25 protein-coding genes and 2 pseudogenes are annotated in these 25,418 nt (G+C 71.1%); 8 read left to right on the top strand and 19 right to left on the bottom strand.

Features of this window, described 5'->3' with window-relative positions; all coding sequences use genetic code 11:
• Nucleotides 1-19 precede the first annotated feature (19 nt).
• The 4 genes from ACZ6I1_RS07380 to ACZ6I1_RS07365 all read left to right on the top strand — a co-directional run bounded on the left by ACZ6I1_RS07380 (nucleotide 20) and on the right by ACZ6I1_RS07365 (nucleotide 6,277).
• A complete protein-coding gene (locus tag ACZ6I1_RS07380) occupies nucleotides 20-1,456 on the top strand; it encodes an FtsW/RodA/SpoVE family cell cycle protein (protein ID WP_469284134.1) in 1,437 nt (478 codons plus the stop codon).
• On the top strand, nucleotides 1,453-2,916 hold the full coding sequence (locus ACZ6I1_RS07375; protein ID WP_469284132.1) for a peptidoglycan D,D-transpeptidase FtsI family protein: 1,464 nt from the start codon (nucleotides 1,453-1,455) through the stop codon (nucleotides 2,914-2,916). The genes ACZ6I1_RS07380 and ACZ6I1_RS07375 overlap by 4 nt, the downstream gene beginning before the upstream one ends.
• Before the next feature lie 198 nt (nucleotides 2,917-3,114).
• Nucleotides 3,115-5,139: a Stk1 family PASTA domain-containing Ser/Thr kinase gene (gene pknB / locus ACZ6I1_RS07370; protein WP_469284130.1), complete on the top strand. Its 2,025-nt coding sequence runs from the start codon at nucleotides 3,115-3,117 to the stop codon at nucleotides 5,137-5,139.
• A 136-nt stretch (nucleotides 5,140-5,275) separates the two neighbouring features.
• Complete coding sequence (locus ACZ6I1_RS07365) at nucleotides 5,276-6,277, top strand: restriction endonuclease (protein ID WP_469284128.1); 1,002 nt, start codon at nucleotides 5,276-5,278, stop codon at nucleotides 6,275-6,277.
• Nucleotides 6,278-6,351: 74 nt separating this feature from the next.
• On the opposite strand, the gene ACZ6I1_RS07360 is transcribed toward ACZ6I1_RS07365, so the two are convergent.
• From ACZ6I1_RS07360 to ACZ6I1_RS07335, 6 genes and pseudogenes are all read right to left on the bottom strand, one after another.
• The gene (locus ACZ6I1_RS07360; RefSeq protein ID WP_469284126.1) at nucleotides 6,352-7,080 is read right to left on the bottom strand and encodes a class E sortase; all 729 of its coding nucleotides are present in this window, start codon (nucleotides 7,078-7,080) and stop codon (nucleotides 6,352-6,354) included.
• Nucleotides 7,081-7,093: 13 nt separating this feature from the next.
• A pseudogene (locus tag ACZ6I1_RS07355) lies at nucleotides 7,094-7,939 on the bottom strand (class E sortase); the annotation flags it as partial.
• Nucleotides 7,921-8,559, bottom strand: coding sequence for an aminodeoxychorismate/anthranilate synthase component II (locus ACZ6I1_RS07350; protein WP_469284124.1), 639 nt, complete (start codon nucleotides 8,557-8,559; stop codon nucleotides 7,921-7,923). The gene ACZ6I1_RS07350 and the pseudogene ACZ6I1_RS07355, both read right to left, overlap by 19 nt.
• Entirely contained in the window at nucleotides 8,556-8,732 is a 177-nt protein-coding gene (locus ACZ6I1_RS07345) for a hypothetical protein (RefSeq protein ID WP_030011120.1), read from the bottom strand. Before ACZ6I1_RS07345 ends, ACZ6I1_RS07350 begins: the two co-directional genes overlap by 4 nt.
• Before the next feature lie 88 nt (nucleotides 8,733-8,820).
• Nucleotides 8,821-9,591, bottom strand: a complete 771-nt coding sequence (locus ACZ6I1_RS07340) for a class E sortase (RefSeq protein ID WP_469284122.1) — start codon at nucleotides 9,589-9,591, stop codon at nucleotides 8,821-8,823.
• Complete coding sequence (locus ACZ6I1_RS07335; protein ID WP_469284120.1) at nucleotides 9,563-10,336, bottom strand: DUF881 domain-containing protein; 774 nt, start codon at nucleotides 10,334-10,336, stop codon at nucleotides 9,563-9,565. Before ACZ6I1_RS07335 ends, ACZ6I1_RS07340 begins: the two co-directional genes overlap by 29 nt.
• Nucleotides 10,337-10,427: 91 nt before the next feature.
• Between ACZ6I1_RS07335 and crgA the strand changes: the two genes are divergently transcribed.
• Nucleotides 10,428-10,682, top strand: a complete 255-nt coding sequence (gene crgA / locus ACZ6I1_RS07330; RefSeq protein ID WP_257555397.1) for a cell division protein CrgA — start codon at nucleotides 10,428-10,430, stop codon at nucleotides 10,680-10,682.
• Between the two features lie 115 nt (nucleotides 10,683-10,797).
• On the opposite strand, the gene ACZ6I1_RS07325 is transcribed toward crgA, so the two are convergent.
• A complete protein-coding gene (locus ACZ6I1_RS07325; protein WP_469284112.1) occupies nucleotides 10,798-11,673 on the bottom strand; it encodes a rhomboid family intramembrane serine protease in 876 nt (291 codons plus the stop codon).
• A gap of 147 nt (nucleotides 11,674-11,820) precedes the next feature.
• Nucleotides 11,821-12,348, bottom strand: a complete 528-nt coding sequence (locus ACZ6I1_RS07320) for a peptidylprolyl isomerase (RefSeq protein ID WP_469284108.1) — start codon at nucleotides 12,346-12,348, stop codon at nucleotides 11,821-11,823.
• Nucleotides 12,349-12,523: 175 nt separating this feature from the next.
• Here ACZ6I1_RS07320 and ACZ6I1_RS07315 point away from each other — a divergent pair, with 175 nt between their 5' ends.
• Nucleotides 12,524-13,216, top strand: coding sequence for a DUF5324 family protein (locus ACZ6I1_RS07315; protein WP_469284106.1), 693 nt, complete (start codon nucleotides 12,524-12,526; stop codon nucleotides 13,214-13,216).
• A gap of 77 nt (nucleotides 13,217-13,293) precedes the next feature.
• Here the strand turns inward: ACZ6I1_RS07315 and ACZ6I1_RS07310 are convergent, their stop codons facing one another.
• The gene (locus ACZ6I1_RS07310; protein ID WP_469284103.1) at nucleotides 13,294-13,779 is read right to left on the bottom strand and encodes a LysM peptidoglycan-binding domain-containing protein; all 486 of its coding nucleotides are present in this window, start codon (nucleotides 13,777-13,779) and stop codon (nucleotides 13,294-13,296) included.
• Between the two features lie 174 nt (nucleotides 13,780-13,953).
• Between ACZ6I1_RS07310 and ACZ6I1_RS07305 the strand changes: the two genes are divergently transcribed.
• Entirely contained in the window at nucleotides 13,954-14,478 is a 525-nt protein-coding gene (locus tag ACZ6I1_RS07305) for a GNAT family N-acetyltransferase (protein ID WP_469284100.1), read from the top strand.
• Here ACZ6I1_RS07305 and ACZ6I1_RS07300 read toward each other — a convergent pair.
• The 9 genes and pseudogenes from ACZ6I1_RS07300 to asnB all read right to left on the bottom strand — a co-directional run bounded on the left by ACZ6I1_RS07300 (nucleotide 14,475) and on the right by asnB (nucleotide 23,131).
• A complete protein-coding gene (locus tag ACZ6I1_RS07300) occupies nucleotides 14,475-15,551 on the bottom strand; it encodes a CE1758 family FMN-dependent luciferase-like monooxygenase (protein ID WP_469284394.1) in 1,077 nt (358 codons plus the stop codon). The genes ACZ6I1_RS07305 and ACZ6I1_RS07300 overlap by 4 nt on opposite strands.
• 57 nt (nucleotides 15,552-15,608) lie before the next feature.
• Nucleotides 15,609-16,478: a shikimate dehydrogenase gene (locus tag ACZ6I1_RS07295; protein WP_469284098.1), complete on the bottom strand. Its 870-nt coding sequence runs from the start codon at nucleotides 16,476-16,478 to the stop codon at nucleotides 15,609-15,611.
• On the bottom strand, nucleotides 16,468-16,917 hold the full coding sequence (gene aroQ, locus ACZ6I1_RS07290) for a type II 3-dehydroquinate dehydratase (protein ID WP_469284391.1): 450 nt from the start codon (nucleotides 16,915-16,917) through the stop codon (nucleotides 16,468-16,470). The genes ACZ6I1_RS07295 and aroQ overlap by 11 nt, the downstream gene beginning before the upstream one ends.
• A gap of 33 nt (nucleotides 16,918-16,950) precedes the next feature.
• Nucleotides 16,951-18,051 (bottom strand): annotated as a pseudogene (gene aroB, locus ACZ6I1_RS07285) (3-dehydroquinate synthase); the annotation flags it as partial.
• Nucleotides 18,048-18,566 (bottom strand): shikimate kinase, encoded by a 519-nt coding sequence (locus ACZ6I1_RS07280; protein ID WP_469284095.1) that lies wholly within the window; start codon nucleotides 18,564-18,566, stop codon nucleotides 18,048-18,050. The gene ACZ6I1_RS07280 and the pseudogene aroB, both read right to left, overlap by 4 nt.
• Complete coding sequence (gene aroC / locus ACZ6I1_RS07275) at nucleotides 18,563-19,747, bottom strand: chorismate synthase (protein ID WP_469284389.1); 1,185 nt, start codon at nucleotides 19,745-19,747, stop codon at nucleotides 18,563-18,565. Before aroC ends, ACZ6I1_RS07280 begins: the two co-directional genes overlap by 4 nt.
• Nucleotides 19,748-19,788: 41 nt before the next feature.
• Nucleotides 19,789-20,502: an SDR family oxidoreductase gene (locus ACZ6I1_RS07270; RefSeq protein WP_469284091.1), complete on the bottom strand. Its 714-nt coding sequence runs from the start codon at nucleotides 20,500-20,502 to the stop codon at nucleotides 19,789-19,791.
• Nucleotides 20,503-20,519: 17 nt separating this feature from the next.
• Entirely contained in the window at nucleotides 20,520-21,212 is a 693-nt protein-coding gene (locus ACZ6I1_RS07265; RefSeq protein ID WP_469284088.1) for a DsbA family oxidoreductase, read from the bottom strand.
• Between the two features lie 65 nt (nucleotides 21,213-21,277).
• Nucleotides 21,278-23,131 carry an asparagine synthase (glutamine-hydrolyzing) gene (gene asnB, locus ACZ6I1_RS07260; RefSeq protein ID WP_469284085.1) on the bottom strand — a complete coding sequence of 618 codons (1,854 nt, stop codon included), beginning with the start codon at nucleotides 23,129-23,131 and terminating at the stop codon, nucleotides 21,278-21,280.
• Between the two features lie 265 nt (nucleotides 23,132-23,396).
• Here asnB and ACZ6I1_RS07255 point away from each other — a divergent pair, with 265 nt between their 5' ends.
• On the top strand, nucleotides 23,397-24,143 hold the full coding sequence (locus ACZ6I1_RS07255) for an aquaporin (RefSeq protein WP_469284084.1): 747 nt from the start codon (nucleotides 23,397-23,399) through the stop codon (nucleotides 24,141-24,143).
• A gap of 104 nt (nucleotides 24,144-24,247) precedes the next feature.
• On the opposite strand, the gene ACZ6I1_RS07250 is transcribed toward ACZ6I1_RS07255, so the two are convergent.
• Complete coding sequence (locus ACZ6I1_RS07250) at nucleotides 24,248-25,318, bottom strand: DUF6081 family protein (RefSeq protein ID WP_469284082.1); 1,071 nt, start codon at nucleotides 25,316-25,318, stop codon at nucleotides 24,248-24,250.
• Nucleotides 25,319-25,418: the final 100 nt, after the last annotated feature.

Raw genomic sequence — 25,418 nt, 5'->3', positions numbered from 1 at the left:
ACAGGGGGCCTGCCACACCATGAGCGTTGTCACCAACACGACCACCATCGGCGCCATCGAGCTGCCGAGCCGGCGGAACACCGAGCTGATGCTGCTCGGCTTCGCCGTGGTCATCCCGATGTTCGCCTACGCCAACGTGGGTCTCGCGATCAACGGCAGCCTGCCCCCCGGCATGCTGCTCTACGGCCTGGGCCTGGGCGCCCTCGCCGGGATCGCGCACCTCGTCGTACGCCGGTACGCCAAGTACGCCGACCCGCTGCTGCTGCCGCTGGCCACCCTCCTCAACGGGCTCGGCCTGGTGCTGATCTGGCGGCTCGACCAGTCCGAGCGGCTGCAGAACCTCGCCAAGCGCTCCTTCGGTGCCTTCACCCCCTCCGCACCGCGCCAGATGATGTACACGGCGCTCGCCATCGCCCTGTTCGCGGCGGTCCTGCTGATCCTCAAGGACCACCGCGTCCTGCAGCGGTTCACGTACATCTCGATGGTCGCGGCCCTGGTGCTGCTCCTCCTGCCGCTCGTCCCCGGTCTCGGCGCCGATGTCTTCGGCGCCAAGATCTGGATCCGCGTCGCCGGCTTCTCCATCCAGCCCGGCGAGTTCGCGAAGATCGTCCTCGCCGTCTTCTTCGCCGGCTACCTGATGGTCAAACGCGATGCCCTGGCCCTGGCCTCCCGCCGGTTCATGGGCCTCTACCTGCCGCGCGGCCGCGACCTCGGCCCGATCCTGGTGATCTGGGCGATGAGCCTGCTCATCCTGATCTTCGAGAACGACCTCGGCTCCTCACTGCTGTTCTTCGGCATGTTCGTGATCATGCTGTACGTCGCCACCGAGCGGACCAGCTGGATCGTGATCGGCCTGCTGATGTCGGTCGGCGGCGCCGTCGTGGTCGCTTCCTTCTCCAGCCACGTCGGAGCCCGGGTCAGCGCCTGGCTGGACCCCTTCGGCTGCTGGCAGCGGCGTGGCGCCGACGCCGGCGCCTGCGAGCAGATCGCCCAGTCGATCATGAGCTTCGGCTCCGGCGGCGTCCTCGGCTCCGGATGGGGCCAGGGCAACTCCGACCTCATCGGCTTCGCCGCCAACTCCGACTTCATCTTCTCCACCGTCGGCGAGGAACTCGGGCTCACCGGTGTGATGGCCTTCCTCCTGCTCTACGGCCTCATCATCGAGCGGGGCATCCGCACCGCCCTCGCCGCCCGCGACCCCTTCGGCAAGCTCTTCGCCATCGGCCTGTCCGGCGCCTTCGCCCTCCAGGTCTTCGTCGTCGCCGGCGGAGTCATGGGCCTCATCCCCCTCACCGGCATGACGATGCCCTTCCTCGCGTCCGGCGGCTCCTCCGTCCTCGCGAACTGGATCCTCATCGCCGTCCTCATCCGGATCAGCGACACCGCACGCCGACCTGCCCCGGCCCCCGCCCCGTCCCCCGACTCCGAGATGACCCAGGTGGTCCGCCCGTCATGAACAAGCCCCTGCGCCGCATCTCGCTGTTCTGCGGGCTGCTCGTCCTCGCGCTGCTGATCCGGACCAACTGGCTGCAGTACGTCCAGGCCGAGGAACTCAGCACCCGCAAGGAGAACCGCCGGGTCCAGATCGCCCAGTACGCCACCGAACGCGGCAACATCATCGTGGCGGGCGAGCCGATCACCGGCTCCGTGGTCACCGACGGCAGCGACTACAAGTTCAAGCGCACCTACAAGGACGGCCCCCTGTGGGCGCCCATCACCGGGTACGCCTCTCAGGCCTTCGGCTCCACCCAGCTCGAGTCCCTCGAGGACGGCATCCTCACCGGCAACGACGACCGGCTGTTCTTCGACCGCACCATCGGCATGTTCACCGGGGAGAAGAAGCAGGGCGGCAACGTCGTCACCACGCTCAACCCCGCCGCCCAGAAGGCGGCCTTCGACAACCTCGGCACCAAGAAGGGCGCCGTCGCCGCGATCGACCCGCGCACCGGCGCCATCCTCGCCCTCGTCTCCACGCCGTCGTACGACCCCTCCACCTTCGCGGGCAACTCCAAGGCCGACGAGAAGGCCTGGGTCGAACTGAAGGACAGCGAGGACAAGAAGCTCGTCAACCGCGCCCTGCGCGAGACCTACCCGCCGGGCTCCACCTTCAAGGTCGTCACCGCCGCCGCCGCCCTCGAGCACGGCGTCGTCCAGGACATCAACGCCCCGACGGACACCCCCGAGCCGTACATCCTCCCGGGCACCAGCACGAAGCTGCCCAACTCGCACAACATGAACTGCGAGAAGTTCAGCCTCAACAAGGCCCTCGAGGTCTCCTGCAACTCCGTCTTCGCCAACATGGGCGACAAGGTGACGCGGGACAAGATGGTCGAGACGGCGCAGAAGTTCGGCTTCAACAACGACAAGATCGACACCCCGGTCCGCGCCTTCGCCAGCGTCTACGACAAGACCATGGGCAAGGACGGCAACGCCCAGAGCGCCATCGGCCAGTTCAACACCGCGGCCACCCCGCTCCAGATGGCCATGGTCACCGCCGCGATCGCCAATGACGGCAAGCTCATGAAGCCGTACATGGTCGACCACCTCACCGCTCCCAACCTCGACATCATCGAGAAGCACGAGCCGCAGGAAATGAGCCGGCCCCTCTCCGCCGCCAACGCGCAGAAGGTCCAGCAGATGATGGTCAACGTCGTCGAGAACGGCACGGGCAAGCCGGCCAGGATCCCCGGCGTCACCGTCGGCGGCAAGACCGGCACCGCCCAGCACGGCGAGAAGAACGCCAAGAAGCCGTACGCCTGGTTCATCTCCTACGCCAAGACCGACAAGGGCTCCCCCGTCGCCGTCGCCGTCGTCATCGAGGACAGCAACGCCGACCGCGAGGACATCAGCGGCGGCGGCCTCGCCGCCCCGGTCGCGAAGGCCGTCATGGACGCCGTACTGAAGAGCCAGGGATAGGCCAACGATGACGGACCGGCCGGAATCACGTGATCCGCGTCACTGATCCCGGCCGGGTCCGAGCGTACGGTACCGGTCCTGTATCAGCCTGTGGCCGCGAACCGATCACAGACGATCGGCCGGTAGCCTTTGCGCGAACAGCACACCGCCGGACCACACACAGGTGCGGTCGGGACTGACGGAGAGGGCTGCAACGTTATGGAAGAGCCGCGTCGCCTCGGCGGCCGGTACGAGCTGAGCCACGTGCTCGGCCGCGGTGGCATGGCCGAGGTCTACCTCGCCCACGACACCCGGCTCGGCCGTACCGTCGCCGTCAAGACCCTGCGCGCCGATCTCGCCCGCGACCCGTCCTTCCAGGCCCGGTTCCGGCGCGAGGCCCAGTCGGCCGCGTCGCTGAACCATCCGGCGATCGTCGCCGTCTACGACACCGGCGAGGACTACGTCGACAACATCTCCATCCCGTACATCGTGATGGAGTACGTCGACGGGTCCACCCTGCGCGAGCTGCTGCACTCCGGGCGCAAGCTGCTGCCCGAGCGCACCCTGGAAATGACCATCGGCATCCTCCAGGCCCTCGAGTACTCGCACCGCGCCGGCATCGTGCACCGCGACATCAAGCCCGCCAACGTGATGCTGACCCGCACCGGCCAGGTCAAGGTCATGGACTTCGGCATCGCCCGCGCCATGGGCGACTCCGGCATGACCATGACGCAGACGGCCGCCGTCATCGGCACCGCCCAGTACCTCTCCCCGGAGCAGGCCAAGGGCGAGCAGGTCGACGCGCGCTCCGACCTCTACTCCGCCGGCTGCCTGCTCTACGAGCTCCTCAGCGTGCGGCCCCCCTTCGTCGGCGACTCCCCCGTGGCCGTCGCCTACCAGCACGTACGGGAAGAGCCGCAGCCGCCGTCGAACTTCGACCCCGAGATCACGCCCGAAATGGACGCGATCGTGTTGAAGGCGCTGGTCAAGGACCCCGACTACCGCTACCAGTCCGCGGACGAGATGCGCGCCGACATCGAGGCCTGCCTCGACGGCCAGCCCGTCGCCGCCACCGCCGCCATGGGCGCGGCCGGCTACGGCTACCCGCACGACCAGAGCGGCTACGGACACCAGGGCTACGACCAGCCCACCACCGCCCTGCGCACCGCCGACGCCGGCCAGACCTCGATGATGCCGCCGATGCCCCCGGGCGAGGGCGGCTACGGGTACGGGGACCAGGGCCACGGCGGCTACGACCAGGGGCCCCACCGCCGCCAGAAGAAGAGCAAGGCCTCGACGATCCTGCTCGTGGCGGCCGGCGTCCTCGTCCTGGTCGGCGCGATCCTGATCGGCCGCTCCCTCTTCAGCAGCACCGCCGACAACCGGCCCAGCGTGCCCAAGTTCATCGGCTCGACCCTCGAACAGGCCCAGCGGAGCGGCGAGAACGTCGGCATCAAGGTGGTCAAGGGCGCCGAGGAGCCCTGCGAGAACCAGCCCAAGGGCAACGTCTGCAAGCAGGACAAGGACCCCGACACCAAGGTCGACAAGGGCTCCACCGTCACGGTGACGATCTCGACCGGCGCGCCCAAGGTGGCGATCCCCAGCGTGGTCAACCTCACCTACGAACAGGCCGAGGCAGCGCTGAAGGAGAAGGGCTTCCAGGTCGACCGCAAGGCCGAGGAGTCCACGCGGCCGCCGGGAACGGTCCTCGACCAGAACCCGAAGGCGGGCGGTGAGGCGGAGAAGAACTCCGTCGTCACGGTGACGGTCGCCAAGGAACAGTCGAAGGCGATCGTCCCGGACCTCAAGGGCAAGACCAAGGACGACGCGGAGAAGGCCCTCAAGGCCGTCAACCTCAAGCTCGGCAGCGTCACCGAGGTCGACGCCCCCGGGGCCGCGCCGAAGACGGTCATCGACCAGCAGCCCCAGGCGGGATCGCAGCTCGAGGTCGGCAAGACGGTCAACGTGACCATCGCCAAGGCCGCGCAGCAGGTCCAGGTCCCGAACCTGATGGGCAAGACCGTCGCCCAGGCCAAGGGCGAACTCGCCGCCCGGGGCCTGGTCTTCGGCGCCGTGCTCTCCGGCCCGACGGACGACAACGCCCGCGTCCTGTCCTCGGACCCGGCGGCCGGCCGCCCGGTCCCGACGGGCACGGTGATCAATGTGATGACCATGGACGGCGGCGGTAACAACGGCGGTAACAACGGCGGCAACGGCGGCTTCTTCGGAGGCCTCGGCGGCTGACCGCCCGCAGCAACGGGTCCGGCCCTTCTCCCCCGGGGAGAGGGGCCGGACCCATGTCGTACGTGTCTTCATATGTACGAAATCCGTTAACCCGGACGGGGGTGGGGCATGGGGCTCCGCCCGGGAGGGACGGATCATGATCAACGAATCGGTACTGCTGGAGTCCCGGACCCTGCGCACGAGCGTCCTGGAGCGGACGCACGTGCTGGACAAGGTGAAGACGCTGTCACTGCTGCCGGACGGGCTGCATGTGACGACGGCGATGGTGGCGGCGTATTACGAGGTCAGCATCAAGACCATCCGGTCACTCGTCCTCGACCACCGCGAGGAGCTTGACGCCAGCGGATACCGGGTTTTGACAGGTACAGAACTGAGCTCCTTTAAGGAGCTCAGTTACATTCAGTCACAGGCTTCGTCACTCGCGGTATTCCCTCGACGGGCCATCCTGAACGCCGGAATGCTGCTCCGGGACAGCGAAGTCGCACGTCAGGTGCGTACGTACCTCCTCGACGCCGAGTACGAGGTCCGCACACGCCCTGTGGATAACTTTGTCCACAGCCCCCGCTGGGACGTACTCAGCAGGACAGTCGTGCCGATGCTGAACGTGCTCATCGAGACGTCCGGCGAGCAGCGCCGCGAGCTGATCGCCCTCCGGGAGGACGTCGAGCAGATCCAGATGAAGCTCGTGGAGCACGACCTCCAGATCAGCCGTCTCCAGCGCGGCCAGGACGTGAAGGCCCTCACCGGGGTCATCGGGACCATCGACGCCATGACCTGGAAAGAGTTCGAGCTGCACGTCGCCAGCCTGCTGCGCCGGGACGGGTGCACCGACGTCGAGGTGTACGGCGGGCACGGCGGCAACCGCGGCGTCGACATCACCGCCCGCACCGCCGACGGCCGGTCCGTCGCCGTCCAGTGCAAGAACTTCGCCCCGTTCCGGCACGTGCTCAGCGGCGAGATGCAGAAGTTCCTCGGCGCGTCGAAAGTGCTCCACCAGGCCGATGTGGCCCTCTACGTGGCCACCTGCGCCTTCACCCGTGAAGCCTTGGCCATCGCCACCCAGGGAGGCGTCACAGCCGTCCACAGGGGCCTCCTGGAGGCCTGGAGCGCGGGAGTGCAGCTCCAGGTGCTGCGTTAGTGAGAGCTGCTTGAAGCAACTCAGTCACCCCCCTTATCCACAGCCGCGTGACTGACCTCCTCAAAGCAGGTCAGTCAGCGAAGCTCCGCCGGTGGTGTCCGCTTCGCGTCCACCTTCTCCGTGCGGACCAGCTCGCCCCACACGATGTACCGGTACTTCGACGTGTACACCGGTGTGCACGTCGTCAGCGTGATGTAGCGGCCCGGGGCCGTCCTGCCCGATTCCTTCGGGACCGGGCTGATCACGTCCACGTTGTACTTCGACGTCTGGCGCAGCTCCGCGAAGACCTTGTACACGTACCAGGTGTCCTTGGTCTCGAAGACGATCGCGTCGCCGTTGTCGAGCTTGTCGATGTTGTGGAACTTCGCGCCGTGGCCGTCGCGGTGCGCGGCGAGGGAGAAGTTGCCCTTCGCGTCCCACGGCAGGGCCGACTTCACCGGCTGCGTGTAGTAGCCCGCCACACCGTCGTCGAGGATGTCCGGGTCCGTGCCCGGCTTGACCAGCACCTCGCCGTTCTTCATCGCCGGTACGTGCAGGAACCCGATGCCGTCCTGGGTGTCCAGCGCGCCCGGGGCCGCCGGCTGGGCCGGGCTCTGCGCCTGCCACTGCTGGCGGATCTCATCGCCCCGCGCGGACGCCTGCCGGTCCGCGAGGACGTTCGTCCACCACAGCGAGTAGGCCACGAACAGGCCCAGTACCAGGCCCACCGTGATCAGGAGCTCGCCCAGCAGGCTCAGGAACCCGGCGAGCACGCTGCGGCGGCCGGCGGACTTTGCCGCGGCGCGGCGGCGGGCACGAGACACTGCTGATTCGTCCTTAACTGGTCAGCGCGGGCGGAGCACCCTGGCTGCGGGGGCGTTCGTCGACCATCCTGCCCCATACGATCATCCGGTAGGTGCTGGTGAACTCCGGCGTGCAGGTCGTCAGCGTGATGTAGCGGCCGGGTCCGGTGAACCCCGAACCCTCCGGGACCGGTTTGATCACCGCCACGTTCGTGGGCGGGGTCTGCGCCAGCGCCGAGGTCATCTCGTACGTGTAGTACGCGTCGCGCGTCTCGACCACCACGGGATCCCCCGGCACCAGCCGGTTGATGTAGCGGAAGGGCTCCCCGTGGGTGTTGCGGTGGCCCGCCACCGCGAAGTTGCCCTCTTTGTCCGCCGGCATCGCCGTCTTCAGCGCGCCCTCGCCGTAGTGCCCGACCATCCCCCGGTCCAGCACCTTCGGCTTGCTGATCCCCTCCGCCACCGGAACCTTCACGTCCAGCTTGGGGATGTGCAGGATCGCGAAGCCCTGTCCGGGCTCGAAGGCCGTCACGGGCGGCGCGGCCGCCCCGCCCGCGTCCGTGCCCGCGTCCCGCAGCCACGTCTGCTGGAGGGTGCCCGCGGCCCCGTCCGCCGTGCGCTCCGCGACGATGTTCGTGTACCAGAGCTGGTAGGCGACGAACAGCAGCATCACCAGGCCCGTCGTGATGAACAGCTCCCCGCCCAGCCGGCTCGCGACGACCAGCGGCCCGCCCGACGCCGGCCGCCTGCGCCGCCGCCCGCCCCGCCTCCGGGAGTTCCGGGCGGCCCGCTTCGCGGCCTCTTGTGCCGCCCTGCGCCGCGCGGCCCGGCCCCCGGTGGGCGCGGACGGCGCGAGCGCGGTCACGCGACGGCCTTGCCCACCACCGGAGCCAGCCCCACCGACCGCTCCACGGCACCCGCGTCGCCGCACCGCACCAGCCAGTTCGCGAGCATCCGGTGACCCCACTCGGTGAGCACCGACTCGGGGTGGAACTGCACGCCCTCGACGTCGTGCTCCCGGTGGCGCAGGCCCATGATGATCCCGTCCTGCGTGCGCGCCGTGACCTCCAGCGCCTCGGGCAGGGTCTCGGGCGCGGCGGCCAGGGAGTGGTACCGGGTGGCGGTGAAGGGGGACGGCAGGCCCTCGAAGACGCCCAGGCCCTCGTGGACCACCGGCGAGGTCTTGCCGTGCAGCAGCTCGGGCGCCCGGCCCACGACCCCTCCGTACGCGACCGCCATCGACTGCATGCCGAGGCACACCCCGAAGACGGGCACGCCCGTCTCCGCGCAGTGGCGGACCATGTCGACGCAGACCCCCGCCTCCTCCGGCGTCCCCGGCCCGGGGGAGAGCAGGACGCCGTCGAAGCCGTCCTGCGCGTGCGAGAGCTCGACCTCGTCGTTGCGCAGCACCTCGCACTCGGCGCCGAGCTGGTAGAGGTACTGGACCAGGTTGAAGACAAAGCTGTCGTAGTTGTCCACAACCAGAATGCGCGCGCTCACGGAGTGGCTCCCGATCCCTCGTCCACGGTCACATCGTTGAACGGCAGGAGCGGCTCGGCCCACGGGAAGACGTACTGGAACAGCACGAACACCACCGCGAGGACCAGTACGAGTGAGATCAGCGCGCGTACCCACGCGTTGCCCGGCAGATGCCGCCAGATCCAGCCGTACATGCCGCCTGTTTCCTTTTCGTCCACGTTCGTCCACGCACCGCAGGGGCGGTACGCCAACAGACTAAAGGCAGCGGCCGGGCAGGGTGGGTCAGCCCGCCAAACCCTCCGGCCGGCCCTGCCCCACGGCGCGCGTGCCGGTCAGTTCCGCCCAGACGACCAGCCGGTGGCTGTGGCCCCACTCGGGGTCGCAGGTCGTCAGCGTCAGGTACCGGCCGGGCGTGGTGAACGGCGATTTCCGGGGCACCGGGTCGACCACTCCGATGTCCGTGGGCAGGGTGCGCAGCGGCCCGCCGCGCACCGTGTACGTGTACCAGGCGGTCGCGTCCTTGAGGATCACGGCGTCCCCGGGGCGCAGCTCGGGGAAGTCCTTGAAGGGGTCTCCGTACGTGCGCCGGTGGCCCGCCACCGAGAAGTTCCCGGTGGCGCCGAGCGCGGCGGTGCCGGGGTAGTGGCCCAGGCCCTTCTTCAGCAGCTCGGTGCCGGTGCCTTCCAGGACGGGCTTGTTCCAGTCTTTGCCGAAGCGCGGGACGTACATCTCGGCGAAGGCCCGGCCCGCGGGGTAGCCGCCCGGCCGGGCGGGCTCGGGCGTCGGCGAGGGCGCCGCCGGCGGCGCCGGCGAAGGTGCCGCGGCCTGTGCCTGTGCCGCTCCCGCCGCCGCGGCCCAGTCGTCGCGCAGCCGGGTCATCTCGCCGTCCATGGCCCGGTCGGCCTTGACCCCGGTCCACAGCAGGACGTAGGCGACGAAGAGCACGATGAGGGTGCCCGCCGTCAGGCACACCTCGCTGAACGTCCGTACCACCAGGCGCAGTACGACGTCGGGCCGCCATGCCTCAGGACGAGGCCTCCACCGGCTTCGCATAGTGGAGGTCCACTGTGCCGGAGTAGCCGGGAAGTGTCAGCGCCTTGTGCTCGTCCACTTTCCAGCCGAGCCCGTACGCGTTCACGTACAGCTGGTAGTTCTGCAGGGCCGGGGAGGCCGCGAGGGCCTTGCGCAGCGCGCCCGGGTCGCCGACCGCCGAGACCTTGTACGGCGGCGAGTAGACCCGGCCCTGGAGGATCAGGGTGTTGCCGACGCAGCGGACCGCGCTGGTGGAGATGAGCCGCTGGTCCATGACCTGGATGCCCTGGGCCCCGCCCTGCCAGAGGGCGTTCACCACGGCCTGCAGGTCCTGCTGGTGGATCACCAGGTCGTTGGGCTGGGGCTCGGGGACGTTGGGGATGCGGGCGGTGGCGTTGGGCGGGGCGTCGTTGAGGGTGACGCTCAGGCCCTTGCCGGACAGCTCCTCGGTGCCCGAGGCCACGCGCAGGGCGGCCAGCTTGGCGTCCTCCGCTTTGGTGCTGCCGTCGTCGCGCTCGGCGAGCGCGTCGACGCGGCGGCGCACCGGTCCGAGGCTCTCCTCCAGCGCCGCGTTGCTCTGACTTCGCTCCTCGATGAGGTCCGAGAGTTTCAGGAGCGATGCGTCGGTCCGGATGTTCGTACCCTTGGAGGTGTTGAAACTGGTGACGAAGAGCAGCCCGGCCAGGGCGAAGACGGCGGCCGTCAGCAGCCGGACCGGTCTGGCCCGGCGACGGGGACCCGCGGAGGAGTCGTCGGAATTGCTCAACGTACCCTTCTCCTTCAACGCCACAGGTCCACTACGCTAACGGACGCCCGGGGCAGGCAAGGTCCCCAGCGCATCGACAGGAGAGCCCCTCGTGCCGAAGTCACGTATCCGCAAGAAGGACGACTACACGCCGCCGCCCACGCGGCAGCCGCAGGCCATCAGGCTGACCAACCGCAGCTGGGTCGCCCCGGTCATGCTGGCACTTTTCCTGATCGGACTCGCGTGGATCGTCGTCTTCTACGTGACCGAGACCCAGCTGCCGATCGAGTCGCTGGGCAATTGGAACATTGTGGTCGGTTTCGGCTTCATCGCGGCGGGCTTCGGCGTCTCCACCCAGTGGAAGTAGCACTAAACCTTCCCTGAGGAAAGCTCTCCCCATGAGTTATCCACAGCGTCATCCACACCTGAGGAAAAGACAGAAGATCTGTGGATAACTCTGTGGAGAGTTGACGCCGGTGTGATCAGGTGAGTTCCGCGGTCCGGATCAGGACCACCGCCGCCGCCAGCAGGAACACCACCGCACAGGTTCCCCACTGGAGCAGCATGCGGTTCCTGCCGGCGGCGGGCCGGAGCATGCCCGCGCCCACCAGCGCGCCCGTGACCAGGCCGCCCACGTGCGCCTGCCAGGACACGTTGAGGCTGCCGCCGAGCGGTACGAAGGTCAGGAACAGCATCAGGACGACCATCACGATCACCGGCCGCATCTCGTAGCGCAGCCGGCGCGCCAGGACGACGGTGGCGCCGAGCAGGCCGAAGACCGCGCCGGACGCGCCGAGGGTCGGGGTGTTCGGCTCGGTCAGCAGATAGACCAGGGCGCTGCCGCCGAGCCCCGAGAGCAGGTAGACGGCGAGATAGCGGGAGCGGCCCAGCGCCGCTTCCAGCGGGCCGCCGATCACCCACAGGCCGATCATGTTGCCGATGATGTGCCACCACTCGACGTGCAGGAACACCGAGGTCAGGAGGCGGTGGTACTGGCCGGTGGAGACTCCTTCGACGGGGGCGCCGAGGTATTCCACATACCGGCCGAGCAGTTCCAGCTGCACCACGAGCGCCGGCGCCGCCAGACCCGCGAGGAACACGGCCGCGTTGAGGCCGATCAGGATCTTGGTGACCAGCTGGGGGTCGGCGGCGACCACCCCGCCCGCGAGGGTGCGCGGCGCGTTCGCGGTCGGCCGGTGGCCGGTGCCGGAGCCCTCGCGGACGCATTCGGGGCACTGGAAGCCGACCGAGGCACTGATCATGCACTCGGGGCAGATGGGGCGCTCGCAGCGGGTGCAGCTGATCCCCGTGTCGCGGTCCGGGTGGCGGTAGCAGCCCGGCAGACGGTCGGTGTCCATCGGTCCCCTCGATCGGCGGCGGGGCAGGAGAACGCCCCGCCGGTCCGTATGACCCCACCCTGCGTATGCAGGAAGGACGGACGGGCAGGGCGGAAAGGTTCCCGGCGGCCCGGCGCCGGGCGGCGGGCGGGCGGCGGGCGCGCGGCGTCAGCGCTTCTCGATGACGACCGACTTGATGATCACGTCCTCCAGCGGGCGCTCGGTGCGCGCGTTGGTGGGGAGCGAGGCGATCTTGTCCACGACCGTCCTGCTGGCCTTGTCGGCCACCTCGCCGAAGATGGTGTGCTTGCGGGTCAGCCAGGCGGTGGGCGCGACCGTGATGAAGAACTGCGAGCCGTTGGTGCCCGGCCCGGCGTTGGCCATGGCGAGCACGTAGGGCTTGGTGAAGGCCAGGTCGGGGTGGAACTCGTCGGCGAACTGGTAGCCCGGACCGCCGGTGCCGTTCCCCAGCGGGTCACCGCCCTGGATCATGAAACCACTGATGACGCGGTGGAAGACGGTGCCGTCGTACAGCGGGTCCGTGGTCTTCTGGCCGTCGGTGGGACGGGTCCACTCACGGGCGCCGGTGGCCAGCTCGACGAAGTTCCGGACGGTCTTCGGAGCGAAATTCGGCAGCAGCTCGATCTCGATGTCGCCGTGGCTGGTCTTCAAGGTGGCGTAGAGCTTCTCGGCCACAGATCTGCCTTCCCTAGTCATCACTGTCGGTCCCGATCCTCCCACGGAGGGAAGCGGGCACAGAAAATGCTCCACCCGTATGCCCTGTCACGCATGCCCGGCGGCGTGATGCCAGGCATGATCCGACAAAGGGTGGAAAGGTGAACTGTGTCCGCCACCGAGAAGGAGGAATCCTGTGACCCGCAAGGACAGCGTGCGCGCGGCAGCGGAAAGCGCAAGGGAGACCGCGCGGCACGCGTCGGAAGTGGTGGCACCGTACGCAGGGACCGCCAAGGACGCCATGGCGCACTACGCGCATGAGGCGAATCAACTGCTCGCGCCGAAGGTGTCGCACGCGGCCAACGAGGCCGCGCGGCAGGCGCGTACGACGTACGACACCCATCTGCACCCGCGGATGAGGGCGGCGCGTGCGCACGTGCCGCCGCATGTGGACCGGGCGGCGACGAAGGCGGTGAAGCAGACGCGCCGGGCGGCGCGGCAGGCGGCCGACTACACGCAGCCGAGGATCGAGAGCGCGATCGCGGCGGCCACGCCGGTGGCCGAGGAGGCCGCCTCGCGGTCGGCGGCCGCGTTCGCGGCGCTGCGCGGCCAGGTGACGCCCCAGGAGATCCAGCGGCTCGTGCGGCGCCACGAGCGGCGGGCGCGCTTCGGCCGCGCCCTGCGCGGGGTCGCCGTGGTCGGTGTCCTGGCGGGCGCCGCCTTCGCGGCGTGGCGGTGGTGGGACCAGCAGTCGAACCCGGACTGGCTCGTCGAGCCGCCGGCGGCCACGGAGGTGCCGGCGGCGGACGCGGAAGTCGCGAGCTTCGACGACGAGCTGGCGGCGAAGGAGCGCGAGACGGGCTCGGCAGCCGACGACAAGCAGGGCTGACCCGCACGGGAACGGCCGGCGGAAGGGCCCGGATCCAGGTTGGTGGATCCGGGCCCTTCCGCTTTCCGCGTCCGGTGTCAGCGGGGGAGCGTCAGCACCATGCCGGGGCGGATGTGGTCGGGGTGGGAGCCGATGACGCCCCGGTTCATGGCGTAGAGCTCGCGCCAGCGGTCCTCGTTGCCCAGCTCGCGGCGGGCGATCGAGGAGAGCGAGTCGCCGGGCTCGACCGTGTACGTGCGCTGCGCGGTGGGCGCCGGCTTCGGCGCCGCCGGAACCGCCTTGTGCGCGGCCGAGGCGGGCGTCGGGGTGTGCGCGGCGCCCGGCGCGGCCGCGGCCGGCGACCCGGGCTTGGGCATCGGGGCGGGCTTGGGGGGCGCGGGAACGGCCTTGTGCGCGGCCGAGGCGGGGGTCGGGGTCGCAGGCGCGGGCCGGGGCGGCGCGGCGGCGGCCGCCCGGCTCGTGGAGGGCGCCGCCGGCCCTCGCTGCCGGACCTGCTCCTTCGCCTTCTCGGCGGCCTCGTGTGCCTTCTTCTTGTCGGACTTCAGGAAGTCGAAGAGTCCCATGTCTGTACGCCTCCGGCGTGGTGTGTCCCCCTGGGCGGCGCCTCGGGGGCGCGGCGCCTTCCCCCACTGTCGGCCACGGGGCGCCGGGCGGCCCCGCGGCGGGGCCGTCCGGGGGACCCCGTCCGGGCTGTCGGGCGGCCGCCCGCGAACAGCCCGGCTGATAGCGTCCGGAGCATGTTCGAGCTGATCCCGCCCACCCCCCGGCTGCACTCCTCCTGGCTCGCGGCCCGTGAGGAATGGGGCGACGAGGACCCCCTGGACGGGGCCGGCCTCGGCTCGGACGACGACGTGGACAGCCCCGGGGGCTTCGCCGCCTGGGTCGACGCGCTGCACCGCCGCGCGGACCGGACGGTGCCGGTCGAGCAGGGCCGGGTGCACGCGACGTACTGGTGGATCGCCGACGGCGACACGTACCTGGGCGCCATAGACCTGCGCCACCACCTGAACGCGTTCCTCCTCGACGCCGGCGGCCACATCGGCTACAGCGTGCGGCCCTCGGCGCGGGGGCGCGGCCTGGCCGGGCTGGCCCTGCGATCGGTGCTCCACGAGGCGCGGGTGATGGGCATGGACCGGGTCCTGCTGACCTGCGACCCCGGCAACACCGCGTCCGTCCGCACGATCGAGCGGGGCGGCGGCGTACTCGAAGACGTCCGCGACACCCTGATCGGGCCCAAGCGGCGCTACTGGATCGACCTCTAGCCGACAGCGTCCCTCACCACGGCGGGGTGGCGGGGTGCGTCCGGGACTCCGGGGCGCCGGAGGGATTCCATCTCCTTGCGCAGCACCGGCACGACCTCCGTGCCGAGGATCTCGATCTGCTCCAGGGCGGCCTCCAGCGGCAGGCCCGCGTGGTCCACGTGGAAGAGCTGGCGGTGGTAGTCGCCGTAGAGCTCGTGGAAGGACAGCGTCTTCTCGATCGCCTGCTGCGGGCTGCCGACGGTCAGCGGGGTCTGCGCGGCGACGTCCTCCAGTGAGGCGCCGCCGCCGTAGACCGGCGAGCGGTTGAAGTACGGGCGGAAGCCGCGGAAGGCGTCCTGGGAACGCGGCTTCAGGAAGGTCTGGCCGCCCAGGCCGACGATGGCCTGTTCCGGGGTGCCGTGACCGTGGTGGGCGAACCGCTCGCGGTAGAACTCCACCAGCTTCCGGTAGTGGCCCGTCGGCGCGAAGATGTTGTTGGCGAAGAACCCGTCGCCGTGGAACGCGGCCAGTTCCGCGACCTCGGCGGAGCGGACCGAGCCGTGCCAGACGAAGGGCGGCACGCCGTCCAGCGGGCGCGGCGTGGAGGTGAACTGCTGCAGCGGGGTGCGGAACCTGCCCTCCCAGGTCACCCGCTCCTTCCTCCACAGGGTGTGGAGGAGTTCGTAGTTCTCGACGGCGAGGGGTATCGCCTGGCGCTGGTCCTTGCCGAACCACGGGTAGACGGCAGGGGTGTTGCCCCGCCCCAGCATCAGGTCCGTCCGGCCGTCGGCCAGGTGCTGGAGCATCGCGTAGTCCTCCGCGATCTTCACCGGGTCGTTGGTGGTGATCAGCGTGGTGGACGTGGAGAGGATCAGCCGCTCGGTGCGCGCCGCGATCCAGGCGAGCAGCGTCGTCGGGGAGGAGGGGACGAACGGCGGATTGTGGTGCTCCCCGGTGGCGAAGACATCGAGCCCGACCTCCTCCGCCTTGACGGCCATGGCGGTCATCGCCTTGATCCGCTCGTGCTCGGTCGGCGGCCGCCCGGTGGCCGGATCGGGCGTGACGTCTCCGATCGTGAAGATCCCGAACTGGATTGCGCTCATCTGTCCTCCAAGGTGTGTGTGTTCACGGGGTCCGGGCCGGGCCCGTCGTCATGCGACCGCCGCGGCCAGCGCCGCCGCGCCCGCCGCGCGCATCGCCCCCAGCGGGGCCCGGCTGTGGCCCGTCATCAGCTCCACCTGCCGTGCCGCCTGGTGGACCAGCAGGTCGAGACCGCCGAGCACCGGTCCGCCGCGGCCCGCCCAGGCCGCCGCGAGGGCGGTGGGCCACGGGTCGTACACCACGTCGAACAGGACCCCGGGGGCGGCGGGCACGGCTCCCGCGAGGCCGTCCGCGGCCCCCTTGGGGGTGGAGGCGATCACGAGCGGGGCGGACAGGGCGTGCCGGGCCTGCTCCCACCTCGCCGTTCTGACGTCCACGCCGAGCCGTTCGCCCCAGCCGCGCAGTTCGGCGGCGCGCCCGGGGACCCGGGCGAAGACGGTGACCGGTCCGGAGCAGATCTGGGCGAGGGCGGCGATCGCGGAGGCCGCGGTCGCCCCGGCGCCGAGGACGGTGGCGGACTCGACGTGGGTCACGCCCTTGGCCCGCAGGGCCTCGACCATGCCGGGGATGTCGGTGTTGTCGCCGGTCAGCCGTCCGTCGGGGGTCCGGATCACGGTGTTGACGGCCTCGACGGAGGCCGCCCTGTCGGTGATCTCGTCCAGCAGGGGGATGACGGCCCGCTTGAGCGGCATGGTCAGCGACAGGCCGGCCCACTCGGAGCCGGACCGGCCGCCGAGCCGGGCCACGAAGCCCGGCAGGCCCCGCTCGTCCACTTCGAAGCGGCCGTAGGACCAGCCGTCCAGACCGAGCGCGCAGTACGCGGCGCTGTGCAGCAGCGGTGAGAGCGAATGGGCGATGGGGGAGCCCAGCACGGCGGCCCTGCGCCGTCCTTCGCCCGCGGGATCCCGGTCAGCCGGCACGGAACTCACCCGGCCCGCCGTTCTCCGCGGCCAGTGCGCGCAGCGCCAGCCGGTAGGACTCTATGCCCAGCCCGGCGATGGTGCCGCTGGCGACCGGGGAGATCACCGAGAGGTGCCGGAAGTCCTCGCGCGCCTGCGGGTTGGACAGGTGGACCTCGATGAGCGGGGCGGTGCGCTGTGCGGCCGCGTCCCGCACCGCGTGGGAGTAGTGGGTGAAGGCCGCCGGGTTGAGGACGACGGGCAGCGCGAAGTCGGCGGCTTCGTGCAGCCAGTGGATCAGTTCGGCCTCGTCGTCGGTCTGGCGCGCCTCGACGTCGAGCCCGAGTTCGCCGCCGAGGGTCCGGCAGGCCTCGACGAGCCCGGCGTAGGAGGTGGTGCCGTAGATGCCGGGTTCGCGGCAGCCGAGGCGGCCCAGGTTGGGGCCGTTGAGTACGAGCACCCGACGGCGGGCCGGGGTGCCCGCCGACAGGGGGGCGGCGATCTTCGCGAAGGCGGCGGCCAGGGTGTCCGGGCCGGGGCCCTCCAGTACCGCGGGGCGGCCGATGGCGTCGAGGACGATGAAGCGGAGCCGGTCGCCGCGGGTCTTCTTGTCCACCCGCATGGCGTCCAGCAGCGCGGGCCAGTGATCGTCGCGGTAGCCGGTCGGCAGACCCACGGAGGCCAGTACGGTGCGGTGGCGCCGCACGTCGGCCTCGGACAGCCGGCCGTCGAGGCGGGCGAGTTCGGCGGCGTAGACCATGCCGACGGCGACGGCCTCGCCGTGGCGCCAGGTGTAGTCCTCGTTCTTCTCGATGGCGTGCGCGAGGGTGTGCCCGTAGTTGAGGATCTCCCGGCGGCCGGCTTCCCGCAGGTCGCCGGAGACCACCTCGGCCTTGACCCGGATGGCGCGCTCGATGAGCTCGGGCAGGTGCGGGCCGCCGGGGGTGCGGGCGGCGTCCGGGTCCTGCTCGATGAGGTCGAGGATCACCGGGTCGGCGATGAAGCCCGCCTTGATGATCTCGGCGAGGCCGCTGACGTGGTCGGCCTGCGGCAGGGTGTCCAGGGCCGCCAGGTCGCAGAGGACCCCGGCAGGGGGGTGGAAGGCGCCGACGAGGTTCTTGCCCTCGGCCGTGTTGATGCCCGTCTTGCCCCCCACGGCCGCGTCGACCATGGCGAGCACGGTGGTGGGAACGGCGATCCAGCGCACTCCGCGCAGCCAGCTCGCCGCGACGAAGCCCGCCAGGTCGGTGGTGGCGCCGCCGCCGACGCCGATCACCACGTCGGTGCGGGTGAACCCGGCCCGGCCCAGCGACTGCCAGCAGTCCGCCGCCGTCCCGGCGGTCTTCGCCGCCTCCGCGTCCGGCACGCGCAGGGCGACCGTCTGGTAGCCGAGCTCCCCGGCCAGGGCCCGCAGCGCGTCGGCCGTGGCGGTCAGCGCCTGCGGGTGGATCACGGCGACCCGCCGGGCGGCCGGACCGATCAGCCGGTGCAGCGCGGCCCGGTCGTCCAGGACGCCCCGCCCGACCAGGACTTCGTACGGTTCCGTGCCGGCTCCCGCACCGACCCGGATCCGTGTCACAGACTGCCCGGTCATGCTCGTGTCAGCTCCAATGCCTCGATGACCGCCCCCGCCACCCGCTCGGGCGTGCGGCCGTGCGTCGGTACGACGACCCGTGCGACGTCGAGGTACAAGTGACGTCGCTCTTCCAGTAGTTCCTGCCAGCGCCGGGCCGGGTCCGCGGCGAGCAGCGGCCGCCCGGCTCCCGTCCCGACGCGCCTCACGGCCTCGTCGGCAGGGACGTCGAGAAAGGCCACGGGGAGCCCGCCCAGCAGCGCCCGGGTGCCCGCGTGCAGGACCGCGCCCCCGCCGAGGGCGAGGACACCCCCGTCCTCGGCGACCGCGCGCGCCACCGCCAGGTGCTCCAGCTCGCGGAACCTCCGTTCCCCGTCCCCGGCGATGATCTCCGCGACCGTCCGGCCGGCGCCGCTCTCCACGTCCTGGTCGGTGTCGCGGAAGGGGGCACCGAGCCGTTCGGCCAGCAGGGCGCCCACCGTGGACTTGCCGACGCCCATCGGGCCCACCAGGACGATCAGCGGTCCGCCGGTCACCGGATGTGCAGGTGGTCGAGGTACGAGCGGACGTTGCGGCGGGTCTCGGGCACCGAGTCGCCGCCGAACTTCTCGACGACGGCGTCCGCGAGGACCAGGGCCACCATCGCCTCGGCGACGATGCCGGCGGCCGGGACGGCGCACACGTCGGAGCGCTGGTGGTGCGCGACGGCCGCCTCGCCGGTGGCCACGTCGACGGTGGCCAGGGCCCGCGGCACGGTCGCGATCGGCTTCATCGCGGCGCGCACGCGCAGCAGTTCACCGGTGGTGAGCCCGCCCTCGGTCCCTCCGGAGCGGCCGGAGGTGCGGCGGATGCCGTCTTCGGTCGCCGCCATCTCGTCGTGGGCCTTCGACCCGGGCACACGGGCCAGCTCGAAGCCGTCGCCGACCTCGACGCCCTTGATCGCCTGGATGCCCATCAGCGCAGCGGCCAGACGTGCGTCCAGGCGCCGGTCCCAGTGGACGTGCGAGCCGAGTCCGACCGGGACCCCGTAGGCGAGGACCTCGACCACACCGCCCAGGGTGTCGCCGTTCTTCTGGGCCCGCTCGATCTCCGCCACCATCGCCTTCGAGGCCTCGGCGTCGAGGCAGCGCACCGGATCCGCATCCAGCTCCTCCACATCCGCGGGGGTCGGGTAGACGCCGTGGGGGGCCCTGGCGGCCGCCAGTTCGACCACGTGCGAGACGATCTCGATGCCGGCGACCTCCTTGATGAAGGAGCGGGCGATGGCGCCGAGGGCGACGCGGGCCGCGGTCTCGCGGGCGCTGGCGCGCTCCAGGACCGGCCGGGCCTCGTCGAATCCGTACTTCTGCATGCCGGCGAGGTCGGCGTGCCCGGGGCGCGGACGCGTCAGCGGCGCGTTGCGGCCGGTGTCCTTCAGCAGCGAGGGATCGACCGGGTCGGCCGACATCACGGTCTGCCACTTCGGCCATTCACTGTTGCCGATCATGACCGCGACGGGGGATCCCAGCGACAGCCCGTGCCGGACGCCGCCCAGGAACGTCACCTCGTCCTGCTCGAACTTCATCCGGGCACCGCGCCCGTGCCCGAGCCGGCGCCGGGCCAGGTGGTCCGCGACCATCGCGGTGTCGACCGGAACACCTGCCGGAAGCCCCTCCAGGGTGGCCACCAGCGCGGGTCCGTGGGACTCGCCTGCGGTCAGCCAGCGCAACCTGCTCAGCACTCTCTCACTGCTCCTTGTCGCAAATCCGGACTGTGGATTCAGACCACGGTCTTCTTGTCCAGCACCAGGTCGTGGCCGACGACGAAGGAAGCCTCGTCCGAACACAGCCACACCACCGTCTCGGCGACCTCCTCGGCGGTGGCGCCGTCGGCTTCCCCGGCTCCCGCCTCGTGCGCGGGCCCCGGGCTGATCGCGTTGATCCTGATGCCCTTGCCGATGTACTCGTGGGCGGCGGTACGCGTCAGCGTGCTCAGAGCGGCTTTGGAGGCGGCGTACGCCCCCATGCCGAGCAGCCGGCCGGTGCTCGCCATGTTGCAGGCGGTGTTGACGATCACCCCGCCGCCGTGCGGCTCCATCCGGGCGAGCTCGTGCTTCATCGCCATCCACACACCGGTGAGGTTCGCGGCGAGGGTCTCCGCCCAGACGACCTCGCAGATGTCGGCCACGTTGCGGTGGGGTCCGGTGACGGTCGCGTTGTTGAACGCGATGTCCAGGGCGCCGAACCGCTCCACCGTTGCCGCCACCATGCGGACGGCCGCGTCCGAACCGCCCCGGGTCATGTCCGCCACGACCGAGTCGGCCTCCCCGCCCGCGTCACGGATCAGCTTGACCGTGCCCGCCAGCTCCTCGGGGTCCGGTCCCGCGACCATGACGGTGGCACCCTCGCGGGCGAACGCGACGGCCGTCGCCCGGCAGATGCCGTCGCCCGCTCCGGCGACCAGTGCGACCCTTCCAGCGAATCGTGCGGACATCGTCCAAGCCTCTCTCTCTAGCCTTCTCGGTGAATCGTGTCGAGCAGTTCGTCGGCCCAGTCCTGGCTGTAGCCGTCCAGCCGGGGAAGGCCGCCCTCGTACGGGGAACCCGTCCACGTGAACGCGGCACCGGGGTTGTGGGCCGCGTACCCTCCGGCGGCGAAGAGGTGCGGGCTGCCCTGGACCTCCGGCCCTTCGGCCGTGCGCCACTGCGCGTAGACCTCGGCCCGCCCGGTCCCCCGGGCCAGGGCCCCCGCCAGCCCCTCGGCGTCGACGTGCTCGCACTGCCGGGCGGTGTCGAGGATCACCGCGTGGACGCTGATGCACTTGCTGTCGGCGTAGAACGCCCGGCGCAGCGCCTCGTCCAGCTCGTCGCTCCCCCGCAGCCCGCCGATCGCGGGATCCTTCGCGGCCTGGACCGCTTCGAGCGCCGGCAGGGTCGTCACCGGGTAGGCGGACGCCGGGCCGTTCCACAGCCGCCAGCCGAGCTCGGGCAGCCGGGCGGCGATCGCCATGATCTCGGGGTCCACGATGAACTTCGGGGTGGGTTCCCCGTTGAACAGCTCCAGCGGGAACGCCCGGTGGTCGATGAGCAGCGGCACGCCCCGGCGCCTCGCCGCGGCGCGCAGGGTGTGCAGGGCGAGGCTCGCCCAGGGGCAGCCGATGTCCGACCAGACGGTCACCGTCGGCGTGCTGGATTGTGTCGCCATGTCCGATCCTCCTGGGGTGGGGGCGCACGCGCCCGGCCGCCGCCGGGCGGCCGGGCACACCTCGGTCAGAGCTCGACGCGGACGCCGTACTCGGTGACCCACGTGTTGAACTCGATGAGCCGCTCCAGCACCGCGCGGGCACTCCACGGCCCGCCGACGCCGTACGAGCCCTCCGGCACGTCGAGCAGCTTGCGGATGTCCGCCTCGGAGACCAGCTGGAAGACCGGGGCCCCCTCGGTGAGGATGGCCTCGACCTGCTCGCGCAGGGCCAGTTCGTACTTGCGGTCCTGGGTGGACGGGTACGGGTTCTTCTTGCGGTCGAGGACCGAGTCGGGCAGCAGACCCCGCATGGAGGCGCGCAGCAGGCTCTTCTCGCGGCCGTCGAAGGTCTTCATCGCCCACGGGGTGTTGTAGACGTACTCGACCAGGCGGTGGTCGGTGAACGGAACGCGGACCTCGAGGCTGACCGCCATGCTGATGCGGTCCTTGCGGTCCAGCAGGAAGTTCTCCCAGCGGGTGAGGTTGAGGTACGTGACCTCGCGCATCCGCGCCTCCAGGCCGGTCTCGCCGTCCAGCCGGGGGACCTCCTCCAGGGCCTCGGTGTAGCGCTCCTTGACGTACTCGGTCAGGCCGAGCTTGTCCCACAGCCCGACCGTGCGCAGGGCGCCGATGCCGCCGGCCTTCTCGAAGGGGTGGTGCCAGGGGAAGTTGTCCGACTCGACGGCTTCCTTGTCGTGGAACCAGGTGTAGCCGCCGAACAGCTCGTCGGCCGCCTCGCCGGACAGCGCGACGGTCATCTGCTCCTTCAGCGCGCGGCACAGGATGAGCAGGGAGTACTCCATGTCGCCGGTGGAGACCGGCAGGTCCTGGGCCCGCAGGACGGTGCTGCGCACCTCGGGGTCGAGGATGTCCTCGTTGTCGAGCTCGACGATGATGTGCTCGGCGCCGACCCGCTGGGCGACCTCGACCGCGAACGGGGTGTCGGGGTCGGCCCACTGCACGTTGGCCTCGAACCGCTCGTCGTGGCCGGTGAAGTCCACGGAGAAGGCGCGGATCGGCTCCGTCACGCCCTGCTTGGTGAGCGCCTTGGCGGCGAGCGCGGTGACCGCGCTGGAGTCCAGGCCGCCGGAGAGCAGGGTGCCGACGGTGACGTCGGCGACGAGCTGGCGCTCCACGATGTCCTCGAGGAGATCGCGCACGGTGGCGATCGTCGAGTCGAGGTCGTCGGTGTGCGGCTTCGCCTCGAGCTGCCAGTACTTCGTCTCGGTCTTGCCCTCGCGGGTGAAGCGGACGATCGTGGCGGGGCGGACCTCGTACATGCCCTTGTAGACGGCGTGCCCGGGGGTCTTGACGATGCTGAAGATCTCCCGGAGACCGTCGGCGTCGACGACGGCCTCGGCGTCGTCGTGCGCGAGGATCGCCTTCGGCTCGGAGCCGAAGAGCACGCCGTCGGCGGTCGGGTAGTAGTAGAGCGGCTTCACACCCATCCGGTCGCGGATCAGGAGGAGTTCCTCGCTGCGCGGGTCCCAGATCGCGAAGGCGTAGATGCCGTTCAGGCGGTCCGCGAAGTCCGCGCCCCACTCCAGGTAGGAGCGCAGGACGACCTCGGTGTCGCTGGAGGTGCGGAACACGTGGCCGAGGGCGCGCAGTTCCTCGCGCAGCTCCTGGAAGTTGTAGACCTCGCCGGTGTAGGTGATGACGGGCTGCGTGTCGTCGTTCTCGACGGCGGCCATGGGCTGCCGGCCGCCCTCGAGGTCGATGATCGCCAGCCGGCGGTGTCCGAGGATCGCGCGGGGCGAGGTCCACAGCCCGCCCGCGTCCGGGCCGCGGCACTCCATGGTGCCCGTCATGGCCGACGCGATGTCCGTGTGCGCCGTCAGATCGCGCTGAAAGCTGACCCATCCGGCAAGGCCGCACATAGGTGATCGATTCCTCTCGGTAAGGGGGATGACCAGGTGACCAGGTGTCCTTGGCCGACTTCCCAGAGTGTTGGGCCCGCCCGAATCCCCGGTCCATCGGCGCCGGTTCACTTCGTCAGGTGACGGTGACTTCTTGAGGTCCGCGCCGGCGGGGACCGGCCTCGCGGACCTGACACAGTGCACCCCCGGGCCATTGCCGCGACCGGTGCCCGGACGCACATTCCCTCTGGTGACATCACCCTCTCTCGACACCGATACCCGGGCCGTGAGGCCTCTCGTGCGCGCGCCCGGACGCCCTTCTCCCCTCCTGGTGACCGCCGGTTACGAGTTCGCGCTCACCACCGGCACCCTGTTCACCGTGGTCACGGCCGTCCGCTGGATGGCGGCGCCCGACTCCCCCCTGGCGGACCTGCTGCCGACCCTGCGCGCCCAACTGGTGGCGATGGGGCTGCTGGTCGGCGCCATCGTCACCGCCGTGCTCGGGCCCTCCATGCGGCGGGAGACCGCCGGCCATCTCAACCCGGCGGTCACCATCGGGCTGTGGCTCCTGCGGGTCTTCCCCGGCAAAGCGGTGGCGCCCTTCGTCGTCGCGCAGCTGGCCGGCTCCCTGTGCGGCGTGGCCCTGGCACGCCTCGTGTGGGGCGATGCGGCCGCTGCGGTGGGCGACGCCGCACTGGCCGCCGGTCCCGGCTGGGGCGCCGGGTCCGTGTTCGCGGCCGAGGCGGCGGCCATGGCCGCGATCATGCTGATCACGGCCTTCTTCGGGAGCCGCCCGCCGCTGCTGCGGTACCTTCCGCCGGTCGTCGGCTGCTGTGTCGCCGCCGTCATCGTGTTCCTCGGACCGCTCTCCGGAGGCGGCGCGAACCCGGCGCGCCAGTTCGGGCCGGCCCTCGTCTCCGGTACGACCGGCCTGCTGTGGGTCTACCTGCTCGCGCCCGTCGCCGGATCGCTGGCCGCGGGGGCGGTGGCCGCGCTGCCGCGGTGGCGCTCCGCCGCCCGGCGAGACGCCTGAGCCCGCGAAGCAGCACGCGAAGCAGCCCGCGAAGCGCGAGGGGGCGGTACCCGGATCCGGTCCGGGTACCGCCCCCTCGGCGTGCGCGGGGCGCGTGCGTGCGGTCAGTTCCGGGCCGGCCGGGAGGAGATCTCAACCCTGCCCACCTGCAGCTGGACGCCCTGGCCCCACAGCCGGCTGGCGGGGCTGCTCGCGTCGTCCAGGAAGCCCTGCTCGTGCGGTGCGCCGCGGGCCGGGTCGACGTAGTAGCCGGGGCGGTCGCTGAGCCTCACCAGGCCGCGGCCGTCCCCGCCCCGGGCGTCGAGGAGCGTGAACATGCCGATGCCGCAGGACAGTTGCCGCGGCGAGACCGGCTCCTGCGTACCTCCGTGGTCGAGGATCAGGTGCGTACGGTCCGCCGGGAGGTGGCCGACACGGTCGGTGCTCAGCACCTCCCGCCCGTCCAGCCGCCATACGGCCTTCCCGGCGGACTTGTCGAAGGAGATCTCGAGGTCGTGCTCCTGGCCCGGTCTGCGGGTGGCGACCGGCAGGGCGTAGGAGAACGCGGCGTACGAGGCTCCCGGCTTCGGCAGCCGCTCGTAGAAGGCGTAGACGCGCTCGTCGGTGAGGAAGAAGTCGAAGACGACATTGGTCTCGAAGTCGATGACGGACAGGGCGCCCGCACCCAGTCTCAGGTCCGTCCCGGGGTCGGCGACCGCGGAGCCGAAGGGATGGTCCTCGGTACCGAAGGTCCGCGCGGCCATCCGGGCCCCGCAGGTCAGCGTCTGCCCGGGCACCGCGTCGAAGCCGGTGATGCCCGTCGAGGCCTTGTGGTGGGCCACGGCGTACCACTTGAGGTGGTCCCGGTCGCCGCCCCCGCCGTCGGCCTCCTGGCCCGTCGTGAAGGCGAACGCCGGCCTGCCGGTCGCCGCGTTGGTGCCGGTGGGCACGACGCTCAGCCCGTTCGCCGAGGTCGAGGGCTTCCCGTCCCCGTGGGGCAGGTCCCCGGTCGCGCTCAGGAGCCACTTCGCATCGTCACCGGTGTGGTCGAAACCCGACCGGAAGTCGTCCCAGGTGATGTCGTACCCGTGTCCGGCGCCGGGACCACCGGCCGGCCCCGCGGCGCTCGCGGGGGCGGCCATCGCCGTGAGCGCCACCGTGAGGGCGAGCGCGCAGCGCATGGATGTCCGTCTCATGTCCGTCCTCTGTCGCATGTCGCATGTCGTATGTGCCGGGAAATGCGTCAGGGGACCGGGGCGGTGCGCCCCGGTCCCCTGGCACCGGTGTGCCGAGCCG

The sequence above is a fragment of the Streptomyces sp. NPDC046303 genome (genome assembly GCF_055588085.1).
Note: the sequence above shows the minus strand (reverse complement) of the source record. Positions and strands in the feature narration are given on the sequence as shown.

What these genes read in the sequence shown, in the direction of transcription:
- asnB (WP_469284085.1), bottom strand. Translation starts at nt 23,131, where the DNA reads ATGTGCGGCCTTGCCGGATGGGTCAGCTTTCAGCGCGATCTGACGGCG.
- ACZ6I1_RS07365 (WP_469284128.1), top strand. Translation starts at nt 5,276, where the DNA reads ATGATCAACGAATCGGTACTGCTGGAGTCCCGGACCCTGCGCACGAGC.
- ACZ6I1_RS07325 (WP_469284112.1), bottom strand. Translation starts at nt 11,673, where the DNA reads ATGGACACCGACCGTCTGCCGGGCTGCTACCGCCACCCGGACCGCGAC.
- ACZ6I1_RS07380 (WP_469284134.1), top strand. Translation starts at nt 20, where the DNA reads ATGAGCGTTGTCACCAACACGACCACCATCGGCGCCATCGAGCTGCCG.
- ACZ6I1_RS07265 (WP_469284088.1), bottom strand. Translation starts at nt 21,212, where the DNA reads ATGGCGACACAATCCAGCACGCCGACGGTGACCGTCTGGTCGGACATC.
- ACZ6I1_RS07345 (WP_030011120.1), bottom strand. Translation starts at nt 8,732, where the DNA reads ATGTACGGCTGGATCTGGCGGCATCTGCCGGGCAACGCGTGGGTACGC.
- ACZ6I1_RS07270 (WP_469284091.1), bottom strand. Translation starts at nt 20,502, where the DNA reads ATGTCCGCACGATTCGCTGGAAGGGTCGCACTGGTCGCCGGAGCGGGC.
- ACZ6I1_RS07250 (WP_469284082.1), bottom strand. Translation starts at nt 25,318, where the DNA reads ATGAGACGGACATCCATGCGCTGCGCGCTCGCCCTCACGGTGGCGCTC.
- pknB (WP_469284130.1), top strand. Translation starts at nt 3,115, where the DNA reads ATGGAAGAGCCGCGTCGCCTCGGCGGCCGGTACGAGCTGAGCCACGTG.
- ACZ6I1_RS07310 (WP_469284103.1), bottom strand. Translation starts at nt 13,779, where the DNA reads ATGGGACTCTTCGACTTCCTGAAGTCCGACAAGAAGAAGGCACACGAG.
- ACZ6I1_RS07340 (WP_469284122.1), bottom strand. Translation starts at nt 9,591, where the DNA reads ATGCGAAGCCGGTGGAGGCCTCGTCCTGAGGCATGGCGGCCCGACGTC.
- ACZ6I1_RS07375 (WP_469284132.1), top strand. Translation starts at nt 1,453, where the DNA reads ATGAACAAGCCCCTGCGCCGCATCTCGCTGTTCTGCGGGCTGCTCGTC.
- ACZ6I1_RS07305 (WP_469284100.1), top strand. Translation starts at nt 13,954, where the DNA reads ATGTTCGAGCTGATCCCGCCCACCCCCCGGCTGCACTCCTCCTGGCTC.